This is a genomic window from Citrobacter sp. RHB25-C09 (assembly GCF_013836145.1).
In the GTDB taxonomy this organism is placed as follows: Bacteria; Pseudomonadota; Gammaproteobacteria; order Enterobacterales; family Enterobacteriaceae; genus Citrobacter_A.
Map to the genome: position 1 here is coordinate 3,069,199 of NZ_CP057483.1, position 21,331 is coordinate 3,090,529.

Sequence of the window (21,331 nt, forward strand, 5' to 3'; positions counted from 1 at the left end):
AATAAAAGGAATCGATTATGCCAAAAGTCTATCTTATTCTCACTGATGGTCAAAACGTGCTGGTTGCTGCAGGTGGAAGGTCAGGAAAACCACCCGTTGAACGTCAGGGGTATCATTTACCCGGCGGTAAATATGAAACAAGAGACAGAAGTTATATGGGTACGGTTATTCGTGAACTTAGAGAAGAAACCGGATTTCCACTTCGCAATCCCGTACAAATTGGTGGCGATATTACCCCCGCAGGCACTAACGGCGCTGTATTTATTATCGTTAAAGAAGCAAGCATCCCTGGAATTGTGGAATGGTTCAACGATCCTGAAAACCCGGATCGTCCAGCAGTAACCAACCCAAATGATGAGCCCTTCACAAGTTTAGCAAGCCTGCCGTTAGAAAATTGCTGGAAGAACCCTGGCTTTAATGCCCGTTATTTAACGGATTACTTTGGTCTGGGTTTGGAACAGGCGGTAAAGATCATTCCCAGAGATTAATTAATGTCCTGCTCGTTATATAGCCTCTTTTTATTCTTGACCTAATGTAAAAATACCCCGAACTATCGGGGTATTTTGGGTTACCCAGACTTACAGTACCAACTCCGCCTCCAGTAGCGCCAGAATACCTTCCGCACTTTCGGCGGTAAACAGTGCCTCACGGAAACCTTTATTCACCAGCTTACGCGCAAGCTGTGAGAATACCTTCACATGGTTGATACCTTCGTCCGCGCCGAGCGTGAGCATAATGACCAGTTCCACCTCGCCCATCTCTGACTGCCAGTCTATCGGTTGCGCCAGACGGGCAATACTGATGCTGGAATGCGTTATCCACTGCGATTTAGTATGGGGGATCGCCACGCCAAAACCCACGGCGGTCGTGACAATCTCTTCACGCTGCCAGACGTCCTCTTCCAGCTCAAACGGATGCTCCGTGCGCCCATTCACGCCAAGATTGCCGCACAGAAACTGAATGACCTGCTCTTTGTTAGCGAGCGCTTTGCCCACGAAGATATTCTCGAGCGCCAGCAACGGACGCTGATCTTTCTCTGGCGTGAACTGATTTAACAGCGTTTCGATCTCCTGGGCGCTGCGGCATTCGCAGGCAGCCTGCGCCAGTGCCCGACACGCATCGCTGTCCAGTTGACGCAGTTGGCTTTTCACCGCCGGAAGCGTGGGCTGCTCATGCTCAGTTCGTCCAGCCCTAACCCCAACAGCAGCGGAAGATAACGACTCTCGCCGCCTAATTCGCCGCAAATCCCCACCCATTTTCCTCTTTCATGGGCCACGCGCACAATTTGCTGCAACATGCGCAGGAACGACGGTGTGATCGGGTTATACAACGGCGATACGCGAGGATTATTACGATCGACCGCATACAGATACTGCGTCATATCATTGGAGCCGATGCTGAAGAAATCCACCTCCTCACAGAAGTGGTCAATGATGTAGCACACCGATGGCACCTCAACCATGATGCCGAGTGGAATGGATGCCGCGTGGCGCAACCCCTCACTCTTCAGTTCTGCGACCGCTTTTTGCAGCTCAGATTTGACCCACAGAATCTGGTCCAGACTGTGAACCATCGGGATCATCAGTTGTGCATTGCCGAAAGCAGCGGCACGCAGAATCGCACGCAGTTGGTTACGAAACAGGCCGGCGAATTCGGGATAGATGCGCACCGCACGGTAGCCAAGGAACGGGTTCTCTTCCTGAGGAATGTTGAGATAGCGAATGTTTTTGTCACCGCCAATATCCATGGTACGGAAGATCACCGGCCTGTCGCCTGCCGCCAGCAGCACCTGTTGATAGGCTTCAAACTGCTCCTGTTCGTCCGGCGCGCTGTCGCGATCCATATACAACATTTCTGTGCGGAATAACCCCACCCCTTCTGCGCCGTTGGCAAATGCGCCGGGCGCTTCCAGCGCGGTGCCAATATTGGCAGCGATATCAATGCGCTGGCCATCACGCGTGACGGCAAGCTGCGCGGCATCCTGCGCCTGCTGCTGCTGTCGTTGCCCCGCCAGCTGCTGGGCGATGGCGTAATAACCGCGTACCGCGTCATCAGGATTAATGGCCAGCACGCCGCAGCGGGCATCCAGGACGGCGGGCATGTCGGCATAACGGGCAAGCGCTGAGAGCGGCAATCCGCTCAGGACGGGGATCGCCGAGGCGCGTGCGAGGATCAGCGTGTGCGAAGTGCGTCCGGTTTTTTCGAGGATCATCCCCGAGAGATGCCGCAGGTCGAGGCTTAAAAACTGGCTTGGCGTCAGATCTTCCGCCACCAGGATGGTGGGTTGAGTCAGTATCAGCGCATTACGCGGACGTTGCTCAGGCCAGGTGATATGCAGCAGTTGCTCGCTGATATCACGGATATCACTGACCCGCTCGCGCAGATAATCGCTGGCAGAGGAGGAGAGTTTTTCGCAGACCTGCTCCATATTGCGAATAATCGCCGCGCCAAGGCTAAGATGCTGCTCCGCCATTAACCGACGGATATTCCCGGCAAACTCATCATCCTGAATCAGCGACAGATGCGCGCTAAGGATAGTTTTACTTTCGCCGTCGCGTTCGCGAAGCTGCCGGTTAAGCTCCTCCGCCAGGGTGGCCAGACTGTGCTCCAGCCGGGTGTTATCTTCCGCGCTGGCGGCAATGGTCCGATAACATTCCAGATTATCGCTCTGCCAGAGCGTGAGTGTTCCACTGCCGACCCCGTTTGCGAGCACGTTGCCGTACAGCAGATCCGGATTGAGGCGAATCAGTGACCGTGGCAGCGGATGCGCCGCCAGTTCCGCCGCCGTCGGCTGTACGCTGTCGCTGTCGATAAAGCGGTGCTGGAGATACTCTTCCAGCACGCGCCGGGCTTGTTCTTCATCGCTGCCGGTAATGTTCAGGCTGCAGCTGTCATTAAACAGCGTCCCGGTGCCAATCAGCGCCAGCGAACTTTTGGCGTCTGCCCGTGTGTTTAGACGATGGTTAATAAACGCGACTTCACTTTGCCACTGGCTGCACTGTTCTTTCAGCTCCCAGGCGGGTCGAGCATGAAGACCGTTAGGCAGCGGGCAGAGAAAGGGGATCGTTAGCATAACTACTCCTGGTTAGCGCAAAATCAACACCTGAAGTCCGTCAGGTGAACCACGGTTTCATGCGTAAGACGGGCAATAAGCGCCGACAACAGGGCATGGGTCTGAGTGATGTCCTGGCAGTCGGCAATCGAAGCGGCGCAATGGCCGTGACGCGTCGGTGGGCCAATCACCACCGTTGGGATCCCGGTTCCACTCAGGTGAACCGCGCCGCCGTCCGTTCCACCGTTACTGAACATATCCAGCTGTAGCGCAATTCCGACGTCTGCGGCTACGCTTTCAATCCAGGCGGTCAGTTTGGGTGGTGCAATCAGTGATTTGTCGCTGAGCACCAGCATTGGGCCTTTGCCGAGCTGGCGATGGTTCGCCGCACCATAATCAAAGGTCTTTGCCCAGCAGGCGGTATCCAGCACGGGCGCAATGTCAGGGTCAACGGCACGCGCCGCCGTTTGTCCGCCACGCAGTCCTACCTCTTCACTGGAACTGGCCACCAGCCAGACTTCCGCCGGAAGATCAGCGTCATGCCATTCCCGCAACAGGGTAATTAGCAGATAACAGCCGAGACGATCGTCAAAGGCTTTCCCCATCACACGCTGATGTGGCAGCACCTGAAAGGCTGTATCAAAGGTCACGCGATCGCCCGGACCCACTCCAGCCTGTATCACTTCGTCGTAAGAGCGAGCACCAATATCGACACGTAGCGCGCTGACTTCGTTCCCGCTGCGTTCCCCCATCAGCAGACCCGGAATTTTGCTCTCTTCCCGGGTGGTGATCCGAACGGGCTGAAGCTCCCGCGCCGCCATTCGCACATTGCCCACTGGCAGCACGTCAATCGCGCCGTCAGCCGAGATACTGCGCACCATGAAACCGACTTCATCCATGTGGGCGCAAATCATTACCCTCGGCCCTTTCGATTCATTAAGACGGATTAACACCGAACCTAAGCCATCGAAGCGCACCTCTTTGTGTAGCCTTTCGGCCTCGTCGAGTAAGATCTGACGAACCTCTTGTTCCGAGGCGGCAATCGCGTCTGCCTCACTCAGCGCTTTCAATAGCGTTAGATCCATTCCGAGTCTCCCGTCGTGAGTATCTCTTTTGACAGCGTGTAGAGCACCTCCCCACCATGCGGGGTGACCAGCACTACGTCTTCAATCCGAACCCCGCCCTGCCCCGGCAGATAAATCCCCGGTTCGACGGTGAGCAACATGCCCGCAGCCAGTTCGGTGGTATCCGTGGGCGAAAATCGCGGATCCTCATGCACCTCAATCCCGATAGCGTGACCGGTATTGTGACCAAAGTAGTCACCATAACCCGCATTGCGGATCACACCCCGCGCGGCGGCGTCTATGTCCTGGCAACGTTTGCCCGGATAAATCGCCTCTATCGCGGCAAGCTGTGCCTGCAATACAGTCTGATAGACAGGATAAAGCGCGTGTTCTTCGGGCGCGCCTGCGCCAGACACCCAGAATGTTCAGGTCATGTCGGAACAATAACCCTGACACTGGGCACCAAAATCCAGGGTGATAAATTCCCCGGCCTCAACGCGTTTATCGCTGGCTTTTCCGTGCGGCAGTGCGCCGCGCCAGCCGCTGGCGACGATGGTGTCAAAGGAGGCCTTTTCCGCCCCCTGCTCGCGCATAAACCACTCCAGTTCGGCAGCGATTTCCCGCTCGCGCATACCGGGCCGGATAAAACGCCTGATATGCGCCGCGCTGACATCTGCGATGCGGCAGGCCTCACGTATAAGGGCAATTTCCTGCGCCGTTTTGATCTGCCGCAGCGGCTCCAGCGAGGCACTCACCAGCTTTGCCTGGAATTCCCCCTGCCAGCGGCGCGCGGCATCCCAACTTACCTGCGCGCCTTCAAACCCCAGCGTTTGCAGGTCCTCAGCCACAAGGAGCGAATTCACCACGGACGTCAGCGTCTGCGCGCCGCCCAACAAATGCACCTGATAACCGTCCGCCCGTGCCCGTACGTCAGCGTAATAGCGCGAATCAATCAGTACATGCGCGCTGTGACGGCTAATCAGCACATAGCCAGACGCGGTAGAAATGCCCAGATGTGGCTGCTTGTTCTGGCGTGAGGAAATGAGCATCGCGTCCAGTTTCTGCTCTGCCAGCCACGTCCGAAACGCGTCAAGTAACGCCATGGTTGCCCTCCTTTCCTTACAGGCTTTCGATCAGCAGTTTACCCCGGCGATACAGCATATGGCGCAGGAAAACGACCATCAGCGCGGTGATAACGGCCCCCAGCAAAATGCCGCCCATATAGACGCCAAGGTTGCTGACCAACGGCCATGCCCAGATAGCTGACTCAGGAAACCACTGCACCGCCCCCAACCAAACGGCTGTCGTGGAGCCTACAATCGCCCCAACCATATACGACGGAATTGCAGTCATTGGGCTTTCCAGCGCAAACGGGATCGCCCCTTCGCTAATCCCCATAAACGCGAGGAACATCGCCGTTTTCCCCTGCGGATAAAGCTGGGCGCTGAACAGACGTTTTCCGGTCAGACGACGGTCAATCAGCGTGGCAAGCCCCAGGCCAATGGGCGGGATGACGATAGCAATTGAGCGCGCGGTGACCGGCAGTACGTGATCGATAGTAAAGCTAAAGGCAACAAAGCCTGCGGCTTTGTTGATCGGACCACCGAGGTCAATCGCCGTCGCCGCCGAAATCCCCATGGCATACATCAGCGTGCCTTTCTCCCCTGCCGCCGTCAGCAGAGTACGAATACCGCCGTTGATCCAGCCACCAAATGGCGTGATCACGTAATACATCGCCAGCATGACAAAAATGGCGGAAAGAATTGGCAGCAAAAAAGTGGTTTTGAACGCCAGCAGAAAATCGGGAAGCTGAATTTTCTGGTTCATCCACTTCACCAGATACCCGGCCACGATGGAGATGATCAGCGCGCCAATGAACGTTGAGGGAACCGGTGCGGTTGTCACCCACTGCAGCGTGGTCGGATCGAAGTTCAGCAACTGCGTCGGCTGGGTGGACATCAGGCCGCCAATAAACCCGGCCGGAAATGCCAGTTTGCCGCCGATGGAGTTCGCCACAAAGGCAGCAAACATCGGAATGGCAAACCCAAACAGCACGCCGCCGAAGGATTGCGACAGCCAGGCGAATTTGAGCAGAGAAAGGTTAAACCCTTCAAACTTGCCGCTATTCAGCGCATCCATAATGCCGGTATCAGCGGGGATTTTTAGCCAGCTATAGGCAATCAGTTGGCTAAAAGCGAGGATCACACCGCCCATGATTAATGTCGGCACCATTCGTGAAATACCTGACATCACATGCTGCGGCAGTTCGCCCCAGAAACTATTTCGGGAGGCCGGAGGATTTTTTATTGCCGCTGCCGCCCCCGATGCGCCAGGCACAACGGTCGCACTGCGTTTTTTTATGGCCATATCTGTATCCCTGTCGACTATTACTGTTGTTCGGCGGCAATCATCTCTTCGATTTCTTTAATAATGCCCGCCGCGTTTTTAATCGCGTCCTGGAGCGTGATTTCATATACGTCACGCGTCTCAAAACGCTCGTTGTCTTCTGGCGTAACCGCCACGGAATGAATGATTAACGTGGCCTCCGCAATATCCTGCGCCGTCAGGCGGTTTTGAATGCCGTCAGCGCCCTGGGTTTCAATTTTGACTTCATAACCGGCTTCAATCGCCGCTTCTTCCAGCGCCTGAGCAGCCATAAAGGTATGGGCCAGCCCCATCGGGCAAGCGCAAACAGCAATCAGTTTTTTCGTCATTACGCGATCCTCAAAAAGTGAACGAGAGAATTATGGCGGGTGAAAAGCAAACAGAGTTACCGGACAATTAATGCTTCTACTGGACAATTAATCCCGTAAAGCAGAAATGTGACGAGTGTCGGAAAGACGGTTCAGACGAAAAAAAACCGCGTCGATACGCGGTTTTTAAGAAGACAGGGATTGGCTGAATCAGGCGAAGTCGCCTTTAGCCATTACCTTAAAGAATTTGCCCCAACGTCTGACGCAGATGCGCGCCAGAGCCCAACAAGCCTGGGTTTTCATGCACGATCAGATAAACCGGGATATCCTCAACATAGGCTTTAAAGCGACCTTTATCTTCGAACCCACCGCGGAAGCCGGAGGCTTTGAAAAACTCGAGGAAGCGCGGCACGATACCACCGGCAATGTAAACACCGCCAAACGTCCCCAGCGTTAACGCCAGATTGCCGCCAAAACGTCCCATAATCACGCAGAACAGCGACAGCGCGCGGCGGCAGTCGGTGCAGCTATCAGCAAGCGCGCGTTCAGTAATATCTTTTGGCTGATAATTTTCCGGCAGACGGTCATCGGACTTCACGATAGCACGGTATAAATTGACCAGCCCTGGACCAGAAAGCACGCGCTCAGCGGAGACGTGACCAATCTCAGCGCGCAGCTCTTCAAGGATAATCCCCTCTTCTTCGCTGTTGGGCGCAAAATCAACGTGCCCGCCTTCTCCCGGCAGGCTGATCCAGCGTTTATCAACGTGTACCAGATGCGACACCCCAAGGCCGGTTCCGGCACCATAGACCGCGATGGGTTTACCTTCAACCGGCTCCGTACCGCCAAACTGAATCAAATGCTCTTTTTTCAGCATCGGGATCGCCATCGACACGGCGGTAAAATCATTGATGATTTCCAGATGGCTGAAGCCAAGATTCTTTTTCATTTCCGCAATAGAAAATGCCCAGGTGTGATTGGTCATTGCCACCCAGTCGCCGGTGATCGGACAGGCGATAGCAATACAACCATCTTCAACGCTTACGCTGTGCTCATCAAGATAGACGCGCACCACCGCTTCAAGGCTGGGGTAATCCAGGCCAGAGTACGTTTTGGCCTTCGTGATTTCGCCGCTGTTAATATCACACAGAGCAAGACGCGCATTGGTGCCGCCTACATCGCCTACTAAAGCATACTTTGTCATTCTTCTACTGCTCCGCTAAAGTCAAAATAAGTCTTTGCCACACTGTAAATTCACGAGGGCATAACAACAACGTCAGAAAAGCGAACGCCCTGAAAATATAGATCCAGGTCACACAAATAACTTTATCGTTTCAGCACCTTTTGCCGCGATGCCCTCAGGCGGAGCGTTCAAACTGTTGCCATGACTCGACATTAAGGAAATGAACATGCTCCATCCGCGAGCCAGAACCATGCTGTTATTGTCGCTTCCCGCGCTGATACTGGGGGTTGCCTCCAGTTTAGTCCTTATTGCCGTAATGAAGTTCGCCTCCGTGTTACAGCAGATCCTCTGGGAACACCTCCCCGCCAGACTCGGTGTAACGGCGGACTCCCCGTTCTGGATCATCCTCATCCTGACGCTAACCGGAGTGCTGGTGGGGTTAGTCATCCGCTACAGCCCCGGTCACGCCGGCCCCGATCCCGCCACCGAACCGTTGATCAGCGCACCAATTGCCCCCGCTGCATTGCCCGGATTATTAATTGCGCTGGTATTGGGTCTGGCAGGCGGCGTCAGCCTGGGTCCTGAACACCCGATTATGGCGGTCAATATTGCGCTGGCGGTGGCTATCGGCCGTCGTATCCTGCCGCGTGTAGGTTTACTGGACTGGACCATTCTGGCTTCAGCCGGGACGATTGGTGCATTGTTTGGCACCCCGGTTGCCGCAGCCCTAATTTTCTCGCAAACGCTGAGTGGTTCGAATGACACACCGCTGTGGGATCGGCTCTTCGCCCCGTTAATGGCCGCAGCGGCGGGTTCTTTGACCACTAGCCTGTTTTTCCATCCTCATTTTTCTCTGCCCATCGCCCACTACGCCCAGATGCGGTTCGTCGATATTTTCAGCGGGGCTGTCGTTGCGGCGATTGCGATTGCCGCCGGCATGGTCGCGGTATGGTGCCTGCCGCGACTGCATTTTCTGCTGCATCGCCTGAAACACCCGGTGCTGATCCTCGGCGTTGGGGGCTTTATTTTAGGGCTATTGGGGGTAGCTGGCGGGCCGCTGACCCTGTTTAAAGGGCTGGATGAGATGCAACAGATGGCCTTTAGTCAGACGCTCGGCGCAACGGACTTCTTTATGCTGGCGGTGATTAAACTGGCCGCCCTGGTGATTGCCGCAGCCTGTGGGTTTCGCGGTGGGCGTATCTTCCCGGCGGTCTTTGTCGGCGTGGCGCTGGGGCTGATGCTGCATGCACACGTCGATGCAGTACCGGCAGCCATTACCGTCTCCTGCGCCATCCTTGGCCTGGTGCTGGTTGTGACGCGGGACGGCTGGCTGAGCTTGTTTATGGCGGCGGTAGTGGTGCCCGATACCAACTTACTGCCACTGTTATGTATTGTCATGCTGCCAGCCTGGCTGTTGCTGGCAGGTAAACCGATGATGCTCGCCAGTCGAGAGGATAAATAGTTACCCGCTATTCCGCGATTCCAGCGCCTGGGTAATCGTGCGCAGCAGTTCAGGCAAGTCGGCTTTGGGTAGCATTACTTCGATAAGCGTTAGCCGCTGCGGACGCGCCAGACGCGCCAGAATTTCTTCAAGCTGGACCGCCTGGGTGACGCGCCACGCTTGCGCTTGTTCACTAACGTTGAAGGCGTGAGGGATCCGGGTCCAGTTCCATGACGCAATATCGTTATAACGCTGTTTCTCGCCATGAATGGCCCGCTCGACGGTATACCCGTCGTTGTTGAGCAGCAAGATTATCGGCGTCTGCCCGTCGCGCAGCATGGAGCCTAATTCCTGGATTGTTAACTGCGCCGCGCCGTCGCCGGTGATCAGGATCACCCGACGTTCAGGAGCCGCCGTTTGCGCGCCAAACGCCGCTGGCAGGGAATAACCTATCGATCCCCAGAGCGGTTGAACCAGCAACTCTGCACCTTCCGGTAACGTCAGCGAAGCAGCGCCAAACGCCGCCGTTCCCTGATCGGCCAGGATCAAATCCCCGGGCTGAAGCGCCTGCTGTACGGTATGCCAGAAATTGTGCTGCGTGAGCGCGCCGCGCTCAACAGGAGACGGCAAGTTTGCGGGTTTAGCGGGCGGTGGAGAGAGTGCCTGCGCCTGGCAAAGTTCCCGTAGGGTCATAATGGCCTGCTCCATCGACAGGCCGCTAAACCACGTTCGTCCCACCCTTGACGCCTGCGGCTGAACCTCAATGGTGCGATCCTGCGTAAGCTGTTGCGTAAACCCGGCGGTCAGCGTATCAACAAACCGCGTCCCCACACAGATCACGGTATCGGCCTCTTCTATCGCCTGGCGAACAAATTCACTGCTGGCCCCTGCGCTGTAGGTGCCGACGAACCCCGCCTGCTGCTCAGAAAAAAGACCTTTTCCCATCAGCATGGTGGCATGGGCCATTGGCGTCTCTGCCATCCAGCGTTGTAAAAGCGGCTGTAAGCCAAAACGGTTGGCGAGAAAATCCGCCAGAAGCGACAGGCGAGAACTATTCTTTAGCATCTCACGGGCATGCTGGCGAAATGCCGAGACAACCTCCTCCGGCGCGTCGGGTTGCCTGACGAGAAGTGTGCCTGAGGGAGGAACCGCGGGGCATTTCGCGACATCCGCCGGTAACATCAGATACCCTGGCCGTTGGGCGATTAACATCGTTGTCAGTATGCGATCGATCTCATGACAGGCGTTTTGCTCATCCAGCACCGCGCTGGCGACCGAGAGCGTCTGGCTCATCCGGTAAAAATGCTGAAAATCACCATCTCCCAGCGTATGGTGCATCAATTCGCCACGCCTCTGCGCGCCGGTACACGGAGCGCCGACAATATGCAGCACAGGCACATATTCCGCATAGCTGCCCGCCAGACCATTCAGCGCGCTTAGTTCCCCAACGCCGAAGGTGGTTAATAGCGCCCCGGCTCCTGCGACCCGGGCATAACCATCCGCGGCATATGCCGCGTTAAGTTCGTTTGCGCACCCTACCCAGCCTACCTCGGTATGGTCAATAACGTTATCCAGAAACTGCAAATTGTAATCGCCGGGCACACCAAACAGGTGTCTGATACCGCAGCCTGCCAGCCTGTCGAGCAGGTAATCTGCGACGGTATAAAGGGTCTGCATGACAGCCATCCTTCTGACGTAAACCTTCAGATGAGTATTGAAGAACCCTGGAGAGTGTCCAGAAAGTGGCGGCATTCAGGATGGAAAGCTGGATTTACGCTGTGTCGAAAAATGTCATTGTTCTGAGACGGGTGAAAACGTATACACTGGAATTCTAACTCACTGGAGGGAAACACCATGGTTTATCAGCCTGATGAAAATCGTTATCAGAGGATGGAATATCGCCGCTGTGGTCAAAGCGGGCTGCGCCTGCCCGCCATTTCTCTGGGGCTGTGGCATAACTTCGGCGACACCACCCATGTCGATAACAGCCGCGCCTTGCTACAGCGGGCGTTTGATTTAGGTATCACCCACTTCGACCTTGCCAATAACTATGGTCCACCTCCGGGTTCAGCAGAGTGTAACTTTGGCCGGATCCTGCAAGAAGATTTTCTACCGTGGCGCGATGAGCTGATTATCTCCACCAAAGCGGGCTATACGATGTGGGATGGCCCTTACGGCGACTGGGGTTCGCGGAAATATTTGATCGCCAGTCTCGATCAGAGCCTCAAACGCATGGGGCTGGAGTATGTCGACATTTTTTATCACCATCGTCCGGATCCTGAAACACCGCTACAGGAAACGATGAAAGCGCTGGATCATCTTGTTCGCCAGGGGAAAGCGCTGTACGTGGGGCTCTCTAACTACCCTGCCGATCGCGCCCGGGAAGCGATTGATATGCTTAATGACCTCGGCACGCCCTGTCTAATCCATCAGCCGAAATATTCCATGTTCGAACGCTGGGTAGAGGAGGAATTGCTGTCTTTACTCAAGGTTAAAGGCGTGGGCAGCATTGCCTTCTCACCGCTGGCGGGCGGGCAGTTGACGGATCGCTATCTGAACGGGATCCCGGCAGATTCTCGTGCGGCAAGCGCGAGCCGTTTTCTGAATCCCGACCAGCTCACTACCGACAAACTGGATAAGGTTCGTCGACTTAATACGCTGGCGGAAAAACGCGGGCAGAAGCTCTCTCAAATGGCACTGGCGTGGGTATTGCGTAACGACGATGTCACGTCGGTTCTGATTGGCGCCAGCAAAACAGCGCAAATTGAGGATGCGGTGGGCATGTTGGCAAACCGTCAATTTTCCACCGAGGAGTGTGCGGAGATAGACACTATCCTGAATGACTAACCTCCGATGGCTCTTTAGCATTTCGTGCTCTCATTCATGATTTAAGAGTTAAGGCGATTAAATGGGGCTTTACTGCCCCGTAATATTGCGTTAACAGGCCGATTACGGCTACGATCGTGAAGGAGATAAAGTATGTTCAGGTCACTGATTCTGGCGGCAGCCTTACTGGCTTTTACACCGCTTGCCGCAACTGCGGGCGAAATCACCCTGTTGCCATCGATAAAATTACAAATTGGCGATCGCGATAATTACGGTAACTACTGGGACGGCGGCCACTGGCGCGATCGTGACTACTGGCATCGCAATTATGAATGGCGTAAAAATCGCTGGTGGCGACATGACAATGGCAATCACCGTGGCTGGGATAAGCGTAAAGCTTACGAGCGCGGGTACCGGGAAGGCTGGCGCGACCGCGACGACCATCGCGGCCGTGGACGCGGTCACGGGCATCGCCATTAATTCCATTTTGTCTAATGCCGGAGAGCGCTACGCTTTTCCGGCATTTTTACTCTCACAGCCCCAGCGCCGTACCAATTAACAGCCACAGGTTCAGCGCCACCACCAGAATCACAATCAGCCAGCCAATCTGCTTAACCCACCGGGTATTCACTAAATCGCCCATGAGCTTACCGTCGCTGGTAAAGATCAGCAGAGGTACCAGCGCCAGAGCAATCCCAAAACTCAATAATACCTGGCTCATGACCAGGATACGCGTCGGATCAAGCCCGAGCAGGATCACAATAAATGACGGCATCATCGTCACCGTACGGCGAACCCACAGCGGAATATGAAAGCGTACAAAACCTTGCATCACCACCTGTCCGGCCAGCGTACCGACCACCGTCGATGACAGCCCCGCAGCGACAAGGCTCAAACCGAACACGGTTGCCGCAGCATGACTGAGCAATGGCTCCAGGGTCAGATACGCCTGGTCAAGGTCGGCAATCCCGGTATGACCGCTGAAGTGAAAGGCCGCCGCCGCTGTGGCCATCATCGCCAGGTTGACGAACCCTGCAATGGTCATGGCAATGGCAACATCCCATTTCGTCGCGCCGTAGCGCTGTTTACGCGTACCTTCATGCAGATGCTGCGTTAATGACGAATGCAGATAAATAACGTGCGGCATGATCGTCGCCCCCAGCACCCCGGCCGCCAGGAACACCGCTTCAGAGTTAGGCAGGCTGGGGATCACCATCCCTTTACTCAGCTGGACCAGGTTGGGCTGCGAAAAAATCAGCTCGACAATGTAGGCCATCGCAACAAACAGCAGCAGTCCGCCAATCACTTTTTCCAGCGGTTTTTGCCCCCGACGCTGCAACATCAATATCAAAAACGTGGCAATCCCGGTGAGCACCGCCCCCTGTAAGAGGGAGACGCCGAGAATCAACTTAAAGCCAATCGCCGCGCCGATAAATTCAGCAAGATCGGTCGCCATAGCGATAATCTCTGCCTGAACCCAATAAAACCAGACCACCGGACGCGGATAGTGATCGCGGATCTGCTCCGCCAGGTTTTTGCCGGTCGCGATACCCAACTTGGCGGACAACACCTGGATTAGCATCGCCATCAGATTCGCCCAGACCACCACCCACAGCAGCTTATAACCAAAGCTGGCTCCGGCCTGAATATTGGTCGCAAAGTTTCCCGGATCGATATAGCCGATCGCTGCGATGAACGCAGGTCCCATTAATGCGAGCCTCAACTTGCGCGCTGCCGGCCCACTACTACTGTCAACGCGTTCGTTTGTCATCTTTTGCCTCGGAAATATAGCCTTTGCTATGTTTAATGTTATGCTTAATGAGAATGGTTATCAAGTGCATTTAAAAGGGTCACAATGATTTCTCTGATAGGTCGCAACAATAAAGAGTGCGGGAACGGGAATTGTGTTTGTTATGTACAATAATTGTTATTAGATTAGCACATTGACGTAAATTTTCACTTCCATACTAAACATAACAGAAGTGTATGACAGATCACTATTTTTGAATCTCGTCACAGGTCCTGATTATAGTGTGTGTTTGATCTCGTTTTCTTTGCATGTGTTGCATAGAATGTGCACGGAAATTAAACCTGCCTCATATATTGGAGCAAATATGGACCGCGTCCTTCATTTTGTCCTGGCCCTTGCCGTTGTTGCGATCCTCGCATTGCTGGTAAGCAGTGACCGTAAAAATATTCGCATTCGTTATGTCGTACAGTTACTTGTTATTGAAGTGTTACTGGCATATTTCTTCCTGAACTCTGACATCGGCCTCGGTTTCGTGAAAGGCTTCTCCGAAATGTTTGAAAAACTGCTCGGATTCGCGAACGAAGGAACTAACTTTGTCTTTGGCAGCATGAACGATAAAGGTCTGGCATTCTTCTTCCTGAAAGTGCTCTGCCCTATCGTCTTCATTTCTGCACTGATCGGTATTCTTCAGCATATTCGGGTGCTGCCTGTGATTATCCGTGCAATTGGCTTCCTGTTATCGAAAGTCAACGGGATGGGTAAACTGGAATCTTTTAACGCCGTAAGCTCACTGATCCTCGGTCAGTCTGAGAACTTTATTGCCTACAAAGATATCCTGGGCAAAATGTCCCGCAACCGTATGTACACCATGGCGGCTACGGCAATGTCTACCGTTTCCATGTCAATCGTGGGCGCGTACATGACAATGCTGGAACCGAAATATGTCGTTGCGGCGCTGGTACTGAACATGTTCAGCACCTTTATCGTCCTGTCTCTGATCAACCCTTATCGCGTTGATGCCAGCGAAGAAAACATTCAGATGTCAAATCTGCATGAAGGTCAAAGCTTCTTCGAAATGCTGGGGGAATACATCCTGGCGGGCTTTAAAGTGGCGATTATCGTTGCGGCAATGCTGATCGGCTTTATCGCCCTGATCGCTGCGCTGAACGCCCTGTTTGCCACCGTCACTGGCTGGTTCGGCTACAGCATCTCCTTCCAGGGCATTCTGGGCTACATCTTCTATCCCATTGCCTGGGTGATGGGTGTTCCGTCCAATGAAGCGCTGCAGGTCGGCAGTATCATGGCGACCAAACTGGTTTCCAACGAGTTTGTCGCGATGATGGATCTGCAGAAAATCGCTGCTACGCTCTCTCCGCGTGCAGAAGGTATTCTCTCTGTGTTCCTGGTTTCCTTCGCGAACTTCTCTTCAATCGGCATTATCGCCGGCGCGATTAAAGGTCTGAACGAAGAACAAGGTAACGTGGTTTCCCGCTTTGGTCTGAAACTGGTTTACGGCTCTACGCTGGTGAGCGTGCTGTCTGCATCTATCGCAGCACTGGTTCTGTAAGTCGGCGTCATGATGAAAGCCGGGGATTTTTTCCCCGGCTTTTTTATGTCGCAATTACACTAACGGCTCGGGTCGTCCTATCAAATACCCCTGCAGATAATTCACGCCCATATTGAGCAGCATTTCTCGCTGTCCCTGCGTCTCGACATACTCCGCCACGACGCTTAACGACTTCGCTTTTGCGAGATCGGTTATCGACTTCACAATCATCGCATCCAGCGAATCGGTCAGAATGTCTTTAACAAACACGCCGTCAATTTTAATGATATCGGCCTGTATACGCTTCAACCGCTCATAGTTTGCATAGCCGGTACCAAAATCATCAATCGCAATTCTGAAACCGTATTTATGCAGTTGTTCAATGTTATGCATGCTGGTCTCAGAATTGGAAAACGCCTGTTCTTCGGTAATTTCAATGATGACCGTTTCTGGGGTAATACCATAACGCCTGAACAACGCAATAATGCGCGAGGATGTCTCTTTTTGCAGCAGCGTAAGCGGCATTAAATTGACAGAAAAACGCGGCCCCGGTTCGGCTGAAGGATGGGCAGCCAGCCACTTCAGTAAACCCTCGACAACCTGCATGTCGAAGTGCGCGCTAAGGTTAAACTGCGCGATGAGGGGAATGAATTGATCCGGCGTCATGATGCCGTCGTCACTTTTCAGTCGCGCCAGAATTTCATCGTAGCCCCTGCCCCTGCCATCGCGTATGGGTTGGGCATAAAGTAACAGATCGCCCCGGTCGAGCGCGTTACGTATTTTATTAAGCAGTAAAACCCGCTCGGTAGTTTGCCCGGTTGCGGCTTCCAGGCTGTTGGTCAACGCCAGCACCCGATGATGCGTGCAGGATTGCTCAGCCAACCAGCTCAACTGCCCGAGCAGCGGCTGCAATGTCTCCTGCTTACCATCCCAGTTTCCCAGAGAGGCTCCGAAGCCGAGATCCAGCCCGGTATTATTCCAGTAAATTTTACGGCTGCTCAGCAAATCAAGCATATGCTGCAAGCGGGCTTCGGTCTCCGGCCCATTGAGCACCAGCAGTAATTCGCTTCCCGGGAGCTGAAATATCTTTTCATCGTCGAGCAAAAGCGGTTGGAGCGTGCGGAAAACCGTTCTTTTACAGTGGACGCGCATCAACATGCCATAGTGACGGCTCAGGAATTCCAGATTATCCAAACGCAGGCTACAGACGCTTTGCCCCTTCCCTTTTTTTAAAAAGAGTTCCAGCGCGCGAAGATTCGGCAGACGCGTTAAGGGGTCAGTCAACGCCTGGAGGTGCCAGCGGCGATTCAACCACTCACTGCGTTGATAGATTCGGATCATATACAGCAGACATATGCTAAACGAAACCAGCACCGAAAGAATAAACGCCAGCGGATACTCTGAATCTACCCCATGCAAAAAGTTTTGGTTATAGGTCAACAAAAACAGGGTTGAGATTGCCCAGCTTATATTCAACAGCGGATAGCTAAACCTGGCGACGCCGGTGGTAAATAAGATAAAGAAAACAGGGACCAGATAGCCCGCGATATAGTCATTCTGATACGGCGAGCAAATCATAAGCAGCAGAGCAATGACGCCGCTCAACCAGCATACGGTAAATACGCGATTCTCTTTTTCGAAAGCGGGCGCAACATCTCTGCGCCAGAACGTGCGGATATAATGAGGATTTAACGTCATGCGCATCAGATAATAAAAGAGCATGGTATAAATCATCACCGCGGAAATCAGACTTAAAATATCAATGATGGTGAAGATTGGGGCGGATGTGCCAAAAAAAGAGGAAATCGCGATGGGAAAATCGAGGTAAATCCCCACCCAATACATGCTTATTTTTATCCCGAGCGGGACCATAACCCCAAACCAGAAAACCCGCAGCCAGATATGACGGTTGGGCAATCCGTAACGCCAGCGAGGCCCCAACTGCCATCGCACGACAGCACTTATGACTAACACAAAAAATACCTGACAAAACAGCAGGACTATTTCCTGAGGGAATGGCAGGTCAAAATTCCAGAGATTCGTAAGATACATACCGATTATGACAGGCACTATGCCATGACGGCCGAAAAGCATTAGTACTGACAGCATTACGCATAGCGGTAGCCACGATAGGTAGATCAAACTGGAATCAACAGTCGCCAGCGGGGTAATAAAGCGCGAAAACTGAATGGCAGCAATAGAGAGTATTAACGCGATCGCGAATATTCTTATATTATCAGATAAGTTATGCTTCACTGGCATGATTCGGCGACTCTCAGTTTACGCATTTATAATCCCAGAAATGATAAGTTTATTCATAATACGAAGTAAACCTATGCCTGCCAGGAACGCTTTCTGAAATTCTGGCTTATAGAAACTGTAAGACATAAATGGAAGAAGTACAGGGATAAAAAAACCCCCGCTTCACAGCGAGGGTTTAAATTTTGGTGGAGCTAAGCGGGATCGAACCGCTGACCTCTTGCATGCCATGCAAGCGCTCTCCCAGCTGAGCTATAGCCCCACGATGTCTTTACGTACCAAAATTGTTGGGTCCAATATTTGGTGGAGCTAAGCGGGATCGAACCGCTGACCTCTTGCATGCCATGCAAGCGCTCTCCCAGCTGAGCTATAGCCCCGTCACGTAAAGCTTGTCGAGTTGACGGGCGGCATCATATGAATTCCCTTCGCACGTGTCAACGGCAAATTGAAATCACCAGCGCTAATCGCTGAAAAAGCAGGCAATTGCCGAACAATGCGAAACTACTCGCATTCAGTAGTTAAACCCGTCACGTTTTCCACTAAAATGGTGCTATAAAATGAACCACTAATTAACCACACAACTATTCAGGGAATCTTTATGTTCAAGGAACGGATGACGCCAGAAGAACTCGCTATTCTGACGGGTTACAGCCGACAGACCATCAATAAGTGGGTGCGTAAAGAAGGCTGGGCGACATCACCAAAGCCAGGCGTACAGGGTGGTAAAGCCCGTCTGGTGCATGTAAACGAACAGGTTCGTGAATATATCCGCAGCGCGGAACGTCCTGCGGAAGGGATGTCTGACGCTTTTTCGTCCGTTGGCGATGCCTCTCTGGAAGCCCTGTTGGTCACCCTTGCGAAAGAGATGACCCCAGCAGAACAGAAAAACTTCACCTCTTTGCTCTTGCGGGAAGGGATTACGGGTTTATTACAACGCTTAGGGATTCGCGACAGCAAATAATATGAAAAGATTACGCAGCAAAATGACCACCGAAGAGCTGGCAATTTGCCTTGGAGTGGCAAAACAAACGGTGAACCGTTGGGTCCGCGAGCAACAGTGGGAAACTGAAAAATTTCCCGGCGTAAAAGGCGGTCGAGCGAGACTGATCCATATTGATGAGCGTGTCCGCGAATTTATTCTGAACATCCCCGCGTTTCGCAATCACTCGGCATTTTATCAGGCCGAAGAACCGCTCGCTGAATACACCCCTGGCGCACGCAGTCACGCTTATCGACAAATTGTTGATGCGATTGAAAATATGTCGGTGGTGGAACAGGAAAAATTAGCGCTATATCTTTCCCGCGAGGGGATTCGCAATTTCCTGGCCCGTCTCGGTATTGATGAATCGTAAGTCCGATAACCAGAACGCCATCGGGCAATATGCCGGATAGCGGCGCAAGCGCCTTATCCGGCATACCGTTAACACGCCTTACTGTTGAGCTTCGCGCTCAGTGATAAACGCCAGGGCTTTATTGATACGCTCGATGCTGCGGGTTTTACCAATCGCGTGCACCGTGACGTCTAATCCCGGAGACTGACCCGCGCCGGTTACCGCTACACGCAATGGCATACCCACTTTGCCCATTCCGACTTCCAGCTCATCGGCTGTTGATTGAATTGCATGGTGAACGTTTTCAGGGGTCCACTCTGTAATCTCAGCCAATTTGTCACGTACCACTTCCAGCGGCTGACGCGCAACCGGACGCAGATGTTTTTTCGCGGCATCCGCATCAAATTCGGCAAAGTCTTCATAGAAGTAACGGCAGCTTTGCGCCATCTCTTTCAGCGTCTTGCAACGCTCACCCAGCAGTTTTACCAGCTCAGCCAGTTGCGGGCCGTTACGGGTGTCGATATTTTCCTGCTCGATATGCCATTGCAGATGGGTCGCCACATATTCCGGCGCCAGGGAGTTAATGTAGTGATGGTTCAGCCACTGCAGTTTTTCCGTATTGAATGCACTGGCAGATTTGCTGACCGCATTCAAAGAAAACAGCTTGATCATCTCTTCACGGGTGAAGATCTCCTGATCGCCGCTCGACCAGCCCAGGCGTACCAGGTAGTTCAGCAGTGCCTCCGGCAGATAGCCGTCATCACGGTACTGCATGACGCTCACCGCACCATGACGCTTGGAGAGTTTTTTACCGTCGTCGCCGTTGATCATGGAAACATGGGCATAAACCGGCACTGGCGCGTTCAGCGCTTTCAGGATGTTGATCTGACGCGGTGTGTTGTTGATATGGTCTTCACCACGAATAACGTGGGTAATCTCCATATCCCAGTCATCCACGACCACACAGAAGTTATAGGTCGGGGAACCGTCAGTACGACGGATAATCAGATCGTCCAGCTCCAGGTTGCTGAATTCGATAGGACCACGGATCTGGTCGTCAAAAATGACAGAGCCATCCTGCGGGTTAGCGAAACGGACCACGCAAGGCTCGTCATCGGCATGATGTTCATGACCGTGACGGCAACGACCGTCGTAACGCGGCTTCTCGCCTTTCGCCATCTGTTCTTCACGCAAAGCTTCCAGACGCTCTTTTGAGCAATAGCATTTGTATGCCGTGCCCGCTTCCAGCATCTCATCAATAACCGCGTTGTAGCGATCAAAGCGTTTGGTCTGGAAGTACGGACCTTCGTCCCATTCCAGGCTCAGCCAGTTCATGCCATCCATGATGGCTTCGATAGCTTCCGGCGTGGAGCGTTCGAGATCGGTGTCTTCAATACGCAGCACAAACTCACCGCCGTGGTTACGTGCGAAAAGCCAGGAATAAAGGGCAGTACGCGCACCACCGACATGCAGATAGCCTGTCGGACTTGGCGCGAAGCGAGTTTTGATTTTCATGAAATGGCCTTACGTTAATAAAGATGCCGACAACCGGCAAATCCGGGAAAATTGGAATGCGCGTTATTCTATCACTCCCTCCTGATTCCTCAATGTTGATCGGGCCAGAACGTTACGCTTAGCTGTTTTCGTATAGAAATCATGCGGGATGGATGGAATTGCGATCGTTTTGTTTAAAATTACGACGAACAAACAATTTCTTTAGAAAATGCGTTGACTCATTTTCAACTCTCCCTATAATGCGACTCCACACAGCGGGGGTGATTAGCTCAGCTGGGAGAGCACCTCCCTTACAAGGAGGGGGTCGGCGGTTCGATCCCGTCATCACCCACCAACTACTTATGTAGTCTCCGCCGTGTAAAGAAGAAATTGAGAAGTGGGTGATTAGCTCAGCTGGGAGAGCACCTCCCTTACAAGGAGGGGGTCGGCGGTTCGATCCCGTCATCACCCACCACTTTCTCGCCAGCTAAATTTCTTCTTGTGAAGTACCGAAGTGGGTGATTAGCTCAGCTGGGAGAGCACCTCCCTTACAAGGAGGGGGTCGGCGGTTCGATCCCGTCATCACCCACCACTTCGGGTCGTTAGCTCAGTTGGTAGAGCAGTTGACTTTTAATCAATTGGTCGCAGGTTCGAATCCTGCACGACCCACCAGTGTAAAAAGGCGCCCTAAA

The 21,331-nt window shown here is 53.3% G+C and carries 15 protein-coding genes, 6 tRNA genes and 2 pseudogenes; 11 read left to right on the forward strand and 12 right to left on the reverse strand.

Going from position 1 to position 21,331, the window contains the following annotated elements:
* The first annotated feature begins 17 nt into the window (after positions 1-17).
* Positions 18-488: an NUDIX domain-containing protein gene (locus tag HVY19_RS14430; protein ID WP_181681241.1), complete on the forward strand. Its 471-nt coding sequence runs from the start codon at positions 18-20 to the stop codon at positions 486-488.
* Positions 489-578: 90 nt separating this feature from the next.
* Here the strand turns inward: HVY19_RS14430 and ptsP are convergent.
* The 6 genes and pseudogenes from ptsP to glk all read right to left on the reverse strand — a co-directional run bounded on the left by ptsP (position 579) and on the right by glk (position 8,013).
* Positions 579-3,073: pseudogene (gene ptsP, locus HVY19_RS14435) on the reverse strand (phosphoenolpyruvate--protein phosphotransferase).
* Positions 3,074-3,096: 23 nt separating this feature from the next.
* Positions 3,097-4,137 carry an aminopeptidase gene (gene ypdE / locus HVY19_RS14440; protein WP_181681242.1) on the reverse strand — a complete coding sequence of 347 codons (1,041 nt, stop codon included), beginning with the start codon at positions 4,135-4,137 and terminating at the stop codon, positions 3,097-3,099.
* Positions 4,128-5,219 (reverse strand): annotated as a pseudogene (gene ypdF / locus HVY19_RS14445) (aminopeptidase). The gene ypdE and the pseudogene ypdF overlap by 10 nt, the downstream one beginning before the upstream one ends.
* 16 nt (positions 5,220-5,235) lie before the next feature.
* Positions 5,236-6,483 (reverse strand): PTS fructose transporter subunit IIC, encoded by a 1,248-nt coding sequence (locus tag HVY19_RS14450; RefSeq protein ID WP_181681243.1) that lies wholly within the window; start codon positions 6,481-6,483, stop codon positions 5,236-5,238.
* 20 nt (positions 6,484-6,503) lie between these two features.
* Positions 6,504-6,830 carry a PTS fructose transporter subunit IIB gene (locus HVY19_RS14455; RefSeq protein WP_181681244.1) on the reverse strand — a complete coding sequence of 109 codons (327 nt, stop codon included), beginning with the start codon at positions 6,828-6,830 and terminating at the stop codon, positions 6,504-6,506.
* A gap of 217 nt (positions 6,831-7,047) precedes the next feature.
* Positions 7,048-8,013, reverse strand: a complete 966-nt coding sequence (gene glk, locus HVY19_RS14460; RefSeq protein WP_181681245.1) for a glucokinase — start codon at positions 8,011-8,013, stop codon at positions 7,048-7,050.
* 205 nt (positions 8,014-8,218) lie between these two features.
* Between glk and HVY19_RS14465 the strand changes: the two genes are divergently transcribed.
* The gene (locus tag HVY19_RS14465) at positions 8,219-9,454 is read left to right on the forward strand and encodes an ion channel protein (RefSeq protein ID WP_181681246.1); all 1,236 of its coding nucleotides are present in this window, start codon (positions 8,219-8,221) and stop codon (positions 9,452-9,454) included.
* Here HVY19_RS14465 and HVY19_RS14470 read toward each other — a convergent pair whose 3' ends face one another.
* The gene (locus HVY19_RS14470; protein WP_181681247.1) at positions 9,455-11,110 is read right to left on the reverse strand and encodes a thiamine pyrophosphate-binding protein; all 1,656 of its coding nucleotides are present in this window, start codon (positions 11,108-11,110) and stop codon (positions 9,455-9,457) included.
* Between the two features lie 177 nt (positions 11,111-11,287).
* On the opposite strand from HVY19_RS14470, the gene mgrA reads away from it, so the two are divergent.
* Positions 11,288-12,280 (forward strand): L-glyceraldehyde 3-phosphate reductase, encoded by a 993-nt coding sequence (gene mgrA, locus HVY19_RS14475; protein ID WP_181681248.1) that lies wholly within the window; start codon positions 11,288-11,290, stop codon positions 12,278-12,280.
* Between the two features lie 132 nt (positions 12,281-12,412).
* A complete protein-coding gene (gene ypeC / locus HVY19_RS14480) occupies positions 12,413-12,739 on the forward strand; it encodes a DUF2502 domain-containing protein YpeC (protein WP_181681249.1) in 327 nt (108 codons plus the stop codon).
* 52 nt (positions 12,740-12,791) lie between these two features.
* Here the strand turns inward: ypeC and HVY19_RS14485 are convergent, their stop codons facing one another.
* Positions 12,792-14,030 carry an Nramp family divalent metal transporter gene (locus HVY19_RS14485; RefSeq protein ID WP_181681250.1) on the reverse strand — a complete coding sequence of 413 codons (1,239 nt, stop codon included), beginning with the start codon at positions 14,028-14,030 and terminating at the stop codon, positions 12,792-12,794.
* A 343-nt stretch (positions 14,031-14,373) separates the two neighbouring features.
* Here HVY19_RS14485 and nupC point away from each other — a divergent pair, with 343 nt between their 5' ends.
* Complete coding sequence (nupC, locus tag HVY19_RS14490) at positions 14,374-15,576, forward strand: nucleoside permease NupC (protein WP_181681251.1); 1,203 nt, start codon at positions 14,374-14,376, stop codon at positions 15,574-15,576.
* 54 nt (positions 15,577-15,630) lie between these two features.
* Here the strand turns inward: nupC and HVY19_RS14495 are convergent, their stop codons facing one another.
* From HVY19_RS14495 to HVY19_RS14505, 3 genes are all read right to left on the reverse strand, one after another.
* The gene (locus HVY19_RS14495; RefSeq protein ID WP_181681252.1) at positions 15,631-17,817 is read right to left on the reverse strand and encodes a sensor domain-containing phosphodiesterase; all 2,187 of its coding nucleotides are present in this window, start codon (positions 17,815-17,817) and stop codon (positions 15,631-15,633) included.
* Between the two features lie 183 nt (positions 17,818-18,000).
* A tRNA-Ala gene (locus tag HVY19_RS14500) sits at positions 18,001-18,076 on the reverse strand.
* Between the two features lie 39 nt (positions 18,077-18,115).
* Positions 18,116-18,191: transfer RNA gene (locus tag HVY19_RS14505), tRNA-Ala, on the reverse strand.
* A 221-nt stretch (positions 18,192-18,412) separates the two neighbouring features.
* Between HVY19_RS14505 and HVY19_RS14510 the strand changes: the two genes are divergently transcribed.
* Together HVY19_RS14510 and HVY19_RS14515 are read left to right on the forward strand one after the other, a co-directional pair.
* Positions 18,413-18,775, forward strand: coding sequence for a YfeC-like transcriptional regulator (locus HVY19_RS14510; protein WP_181681253.1), 363 nt, complete (start codon positions 18,413-18,415; stop codon positions 18,773-18,775).
* Between the two features lies 1 nt (position 18,776).
* Positions 18,777-19,166: a YfeC-like transcriptional regulator gene (locus HVY19_RS14515; RefSeq protein WP_181681254.1), complete on the forward strand. Its 390-nt coding sequence runs from the start codon at positions 18,777-18,779 to the stop codon at positions 19,164-19,166.
* Between the two features lie 78 nt (positions 19,167-19,244).
* Here HVY19_RS14515 and gltX read toward each other — a convergent pair whose 3' ends face one another.
* The gene (gene gltX, locus HVY19_RS14520; protein WP_181681255.1) at positions 19,245-20,660 is read right to left on the reverse strand and encodes a glutamate--tRNA ligase; all 1,416 of its coding nucleotides are present in this window, start codon (positions 20,658-20,660) and stop codon (positions 19,245-19,247) included.
* 258 nt (positions 20,661-20,918) lie between these two features.
* On the opposite strand from gltX, the gene HVY19_RS14525 reads away from it, so the two are divergent.
* The 4 genes from HVY19_RS14525 (at position 20,919) to HVY19_RS14540 (ending at position 21,311) form a co-directional block, all read left to right on the forward strand.
* Positions 20,919-20,994: transfer RNA gene (locus HVY19_RS14525), tRNA-Val, on the forward strand.
* Positions 20,995-21,038: 44 nt separating this feature from the next.
* A tRNA-Val gene (locus HVY19_RS14530) sits at positions 21,039-21,114 on the forward strand.
* A 41-nt stretch (positions 21,115-21,155) separates the two neighbouring features.
* Positions 21,156-21,231: transfer RNA gene (locus tag HVY19_RS14535), tRNA-Val, on the forward strand.
* Between the two features lie 4 nt (positions 21,232-21,235).
* Positions 21,236-21,311: transfer RNA gene (locus tag HVY19_RS14540), tRNA-Lys, on the forward strand.
* Positions 21,312-21,331 lie beyond the last annotated feature (20 nt).